The following is a 4968-nucleotide window of genomic DNA, read 5'->3' as shown; positions in this document are numbered from 1 at the left end:
CCCCGCCTATAGCCTGCCGGAATTGGTGCAACTGATGGAGCGGCCCCGCAAATTCTTGATCATGGTCAAGGCGGGTGCGCCGGTAGACGCGGTGATTGACGAGCTTAAACCCCTGCTGGATCCGGGGGATATCATCATCGACGGCGGCAACTCCCTCTACACCGACACCGATCGCCGTGCCGAAGCCCTCGCCCCCACCGGGATCCACTTTGTCGGCATGGGAGTGAGCGGCGGGGAAGAGGGAGCCCTGAACGGCCCCAGCCTCATGCCCGGCTGCAGCCCAGAGGCCTACCAACAACTGGAGCCCATCTTGGCCAAAATTGCCGCTCAAGTGCCAGACGGCCCCTGTGTCACCTACCTGGGGCCCAAAGGGGGCGGGCACTACGTGAAGATGGTACACAACGGCATCGAATACGGCGATATGCAGCTGATCGCCGAGGTCTACGACCTAATGCGCAGGGCTTTGAAGCTGTCGGCCTCGCAGATGCAGGAGATTTTTCAGGCTTGGAATGAAACAGAGCTGGAATCTTTCCTAATTGAAATTACCGCCAAGATTTTCCAAACCCTGGATCCGGAAACCGGCAAGCCGTTGGTGGATCTCATCCTGGATAAGGCTGGGCAAAAAGGCACCGGTTTGTGGACAGTCAAGGACGCTCTAGATCTGGGGGTACCAGTGCCCACCATTGAAGCGGCGGTGCAAGCTCGCATCCTCTCGTCGATGAAAGAGGAACGGGTGGCTGCCTCTGCCCAGTTGAAGGGGCCCGACGCCACTTTTGAAGGGGATCCCGATCGCTTTATCCAAGATCTGCGCGCTGCTCTCTATTGCTCCAAAATCTGCTCCTATGCTCAGGGGATGGCCCTGCTCAAAAAAGCCACCGTTGCCCACGGCTACGTCTACACCTTCAGCGAGATTCCGCGGATTTGGAAAGGGGGCTGTATCATCCGCGCCCGCTTCCTGGGCGAGATCCAGTCGGCCTACAAACGGGATCCAGAGCTGGTGAACCTGCTCTTGGATGAGGAATTCGAGCAGGCCATCCGGGAGCGGCAGGGATCCTGGCGGCGGGTGGTGGCCACAGCGGCGGCCTTGGGGATCCCGATCCCGGCCATCAGCGCTTCTTTGGCCTACTACGACAGCTACCGTACCGCCAACCTGCCCCAGAACCTCACCCAAGCCCAGCGGGACTTCTTCGGGGCCCACACCTTCGAGCGCATCGACAGGCCGGGCGTCTTTCACCATGAGTGGAATGCCTGTTGCCGTTAGCAATGCGTAGCATCAAGAGGTCTCCGGAAAAAAGTTGAACCGCGCACCTCCGTATGGAAAGGCTCCCCTTCCTGAGGAAAATCCTCGCGGAAATGGGCCCCGCGGCTTTCCTCCCGCAGCAGCGCCCCCTGAGCTACCAGACGGGCCAGCAAAAGCAGACTGCCTGCCTCAGCCTCTTCCCGGGTGGCCCAAGGCTTTTCCTGCAGGGGAAGTGCCTTGACAAAGGTCAGAAAAGCCCGCAGCCGTGTTCCCTCGCGCACAACGCCCAAAGCTTCCCCAACTCGATGCCTGAGAGCCGGCAGGATGTCGGGAGACGTCGCCAGAACGGGTAGCCTCTGCAGCTGTCGGGGAAAGCTCACCTCTCCCAAATCTTGCAAGGCAGCCAAGGCGGCCCGCTTGCCCATAACCAGCCCCTCCAAGAGACTGTTGGAAGCCAAGCGATTGGCTCCGTGCAGACCCGTGGAAGCCACCTCCCCAGCAGCATAAAGGCCCGGCAGTCCGGTGAAGCCGAAAGCGTCCGTTCGGATCCCACCCATCACGTAGTGAGCCGCGGGAACAACTGGGAGCAGATCCTTCGTGGGATCCAGCCCCAAGGCGCGGGCAGAGGCAACAACGGTGGGAAAGCGCTCCTCCAGATGTTCGACGACCCGCAGATCCAGGTAGGTTCCCCCTGTCTGCTGCCGCTCCCAGAAAACGGCTCGAGCTACCACATCCCGCGGCGCCAGCTCTCCCTGCTCCGCATACCGAGGCATGAAACGCTCCCCCAAGGCGTTGAGGAGAACGGCCCCTTCTCCTCTTACTGCCTCGCTCACCAGCGCTCCATTGGGCAAAGCCGTGGGGTGAAATTGCACAAACTCCAGATCCCTGAGGATGGCCCCTGCCCGCCAAGCCAGCACCATTCCGTCGCCGGTGGCCCCCGGGGGAGCTGTCGAGACGGGGAAGAGGCTGCCAAATCCTCCCGTAGCCAGGAGAACTGCCCCGGCCCTCACCTCCACCGGCCCCTCAGGGCCAAGAAGCAAGGCCCCCGCCACCCTGTCCCCCGCCAGCAAAAAGCTGAGGGCTGTGTAGCCCTGCAAAGGCAGCCTGTTGAGACGAGCCAGCAAACCTCTCAGGAGCCACAGTCCGCTCCGATCCCCCCCCAGATGGCGTACCCGCGCTTGGGAGTGGCCCCCTTCCCGGACAGGTTGGGGATGGAAAGGAAGGCCCCAGCGCAAAAGTCTCTCCAGGTGCAAGGGTGCTTCCTCCACAATGGAGCGAGCCACCTTTTCTTCCACCAGGCCGCGGCCCGCTTGCAAGGTGTCTTGGATATGGGCTTCTACGTCCGCCTCATCCACAGGAAAAGCCACCCCACCCTGCGCCCAAGGGGTAGAGCCAGAGGGAAGGGGATCCTTGCTTACCACCAGAGTTGTCGCCCCCTGGGCTTCGGCCCACAGGGCTGCGTACACCCCCGCCACCCCTGCTCCCAGGATCAACAGGTCTGTTTCTAACAAGGGCGGCGCCCCGTTCTTCCCCTCCACCTCTAGGCTCCGGCGGGCACTGCCAGCATGGCCAGGATGGAACGGCGAGCCTTCTCAGCCACCTCCTGGGGCACCTGGATCACGTAGCGCATCTCCTGCAGGGAGCGGTAAATCTTTTCCAAGGTAATCTTCTTCATGTACTCGCAGACGGCTTCTGCCTTGACAGGGATGAACGTTTTGTCTGGAGCTTCTTTCTTGAGCCGGTGAAGAATGCCCACCTCGGTGGCCACCACAAACTCGCGGCTTTCTGAAGCTTTGGCGTAGCGCACCATGCCCTCGGTGGAGAGCAGCTTGGCATCCGGTTTGAGGAAGAGACAGCTAGAGCCGCAACTGCACTCCGGGTGAATGAGGAACTCTGCTCCAGGGTGCTCTTCCACCATCGCCTTGAGGTGCTCTTCCCGGATGCCAACATGCACGTGGCACTCTCCCGGAAAGAGATCCAGCTCCCTTCCGGTTACTTGAGCAACGTGGGCTCCCAGAAACATATCCGGCACGAAGAAGATGGGGCGATCCGGGGGCAGGCTGGCCACCACTTGAACTGCGTTGGCGCTGGTTACGCAGACATCTGCCAGAGCCTTGATCTCGGCAGCGGTGTTGACGTAGGCCACCACCAGGCCCTCAGGGCAGGCTGCCTTCCACCGCAGCACATCTTGCGGGCGAATGCTATCGGCCAAGGAACAGCCCGCCTCCAGATCCGGCAGCAGCACCGTCTTTTCCGGGTTAAGGATGGCAGCCGTCTCCGCCATAAAATGCACGCCCGCAAAGACAATCACCTGGGCGCTCGTCTTTTGAGCCTCCCGAGCCAGTCCTAAGGAGTCTCCCACAAAGTCCGCCACCTCTTGAACTTCAGGGAGCTGATACGAATGCGCGAGGATAACTGCCTGCCTTTCCTGTTTGAGCCGGGCAATCTCCTGGACGATTGTGGCAGTGTTGTGTAGCAATGGGGTTTCTCCCTTCATTTTCGACTTCTTGTCGCGACAGCGTTGCGTAGCAATAACGGTTTTGTTCCTCTGGAGGCTGGACACGATCTGAGGACTTTGTCCCGCTAATGCGTTTGCAGGAGCAGCGCGCAGCAATAACGGAAAGCCCATCTCCTGGAGTTGGTCGACTCTGCTTTGGGGGGTATCTGAGCCGGCAAGAGAAGCAACCCCCAACCCAGATGCCCGGCGAAGCCTTTCGCGGCGCCCGGTTGAGCTGGAGCTGGGCTTAGGTTGTCTTCTCAAAGTAGCATCAGTCGCAACAGCGTTGCGTAGCAATAAAGCAGTGTCCAGCGAGGACTTGGCTCAGGGTCACACCACCAGCAAAGAGAGATCCAAAGCCTTGGCCGAGTGGGTGAGCGCCCCGACGCTGACGTAATTCACGCCTGCCTCGGCCACTTGCCTGGCCCGTTCTGGGGTCATGTTGCCGCTGGCCTCCAGGGGAACTCTCCCTCCCACCCGTTGGACGGCGGCCTGGGTTTCTTCCAGGGTGAAGTTGTCCAGAAGGATGAGATCGGCTCCTGCTGCCAAAGCCTCTTCCAGTTCCTGGAGATCCCGCACCTCCACCTCCACCTTGAGGTGGTGGGGAGCACCTTCCTTGGCCCGCTTGACGGCTGCCAAAACGCCTCCCGCGCCGCGGTCGCAACAGCGTTGCGTGGCAATGATGTGGTTTTCCTTGATCAAAATGCCGTCGAACAGCCCAAAGCGGTGGTTTTTGCCGCCCCCTACCCGTACAGCATACTTCTCCAGGGCGCGCAGGCCGGGAGTGGTCTTGCGGGTGTCCAGAAGCTGGGTTGAGGTTCCCCGGAGAGCCTCTACATAGGTGCGGGTGAGGGTGGCAATGCCGGACAGCCTTTGGAGAAGATTGAGCGCCAGCCTCTCCCCCGCCAGAATGCCCTTCAGGGATCCCTTGAGGTGGGCCACCTCTTGACGGACAGCCACCCTGGCCCCTTCCTCCACTCCAGGGATGAACTCCACCTGGGGATCCGCCAGCCGAAAAACCCGCTTGGCAATCTCCAGGCCGGCCAGGATCCCTGTCTCCTTGGCCAGGATTACCGCCTCACCCTCCAGTCCTGGGGGTAGGGTCAGCTCTGTGGTGAGGTCGCCGTGCCCCAGGTCTTCCCACAGCCAAGCGCAAAGGGTCTCCTCTGGTAAGTAAACTTCTTCCATTTTCGGTTTGGTTTTAGCTAGACCGCCGGGAAGCCCCGCCCTC

4 protein-coding genes are annotated in these 4968 nt (G+C 61.0%); 1 reads left to right on the top strand and 3 read right to left on the bottom strand.

Features of this window, described 5'->3' with window-relative positions; all coding sequences use genetic code 11:
* A partial coding sequence (gndA, locus tag NW815_RS04455) for an NADP-dependent phosphogluconate dehydrogenase (protein ID WP_414415755.1) occupies positions 1-1261 on the top strand: 1261 nt, incomplete at its 5' end.
* On the opposite strand, the gene NW815_RS04450 is transcribed toward gndA, so the two are convergent.
* From NW815_RS04450 to nadC, 3 genes are all read right to left on the bottom strand, one after another.
* Positions 1258-2751 (bottom strand): L-aspartate oxidase, encoded by a 1494-nt coding sequence (locus NW815_RS04450; RefSeq protein ID WP_414389754.1) that lies wholly within the window; start codon positions 2749-2751, stop codon positions 1258-1260. The genes gndA and NW815_RS04450 overlap by 4 nt on opposite strands.
* 29 nt (positions 2752-2780) lie before the next feature.
* A complete protein-coding gene (nadA, locus tag NW815_RS04445; protein WP_414342299.1) occupies positions 2781-3869 on the bottom strand; it encodes a quinolinate synthase NadA in 1089 nt (362 codons plus the stop codon).
* A 198-nt stretch (positions 3870-4067) separates the two neighbouring features.
* The coding region (nadC, locus tag NW815_RS04440; RefSeq protein ID WP_414415754.1) for a carboxylating nicotinate-nucleotide diphosphorylase at positions 4068-4968 on the bottom strand (901 nt) is incomplete at its 5' end.

The organism is Synechococcus sp. R6-7, assembly GCF_047461695.1.
Taxonomy (GTDB): domain Bacteria; phylum Cyanobacteriota; class Cyanobacteriia; order Thermostichales; family Thermostichaceae; genus Thermostichus.
The sequence above is the reverse complement of the archived record's forward strand: the minus strand, read 5'-3'. Positions and strand labels throughout refer to the sequence as shown.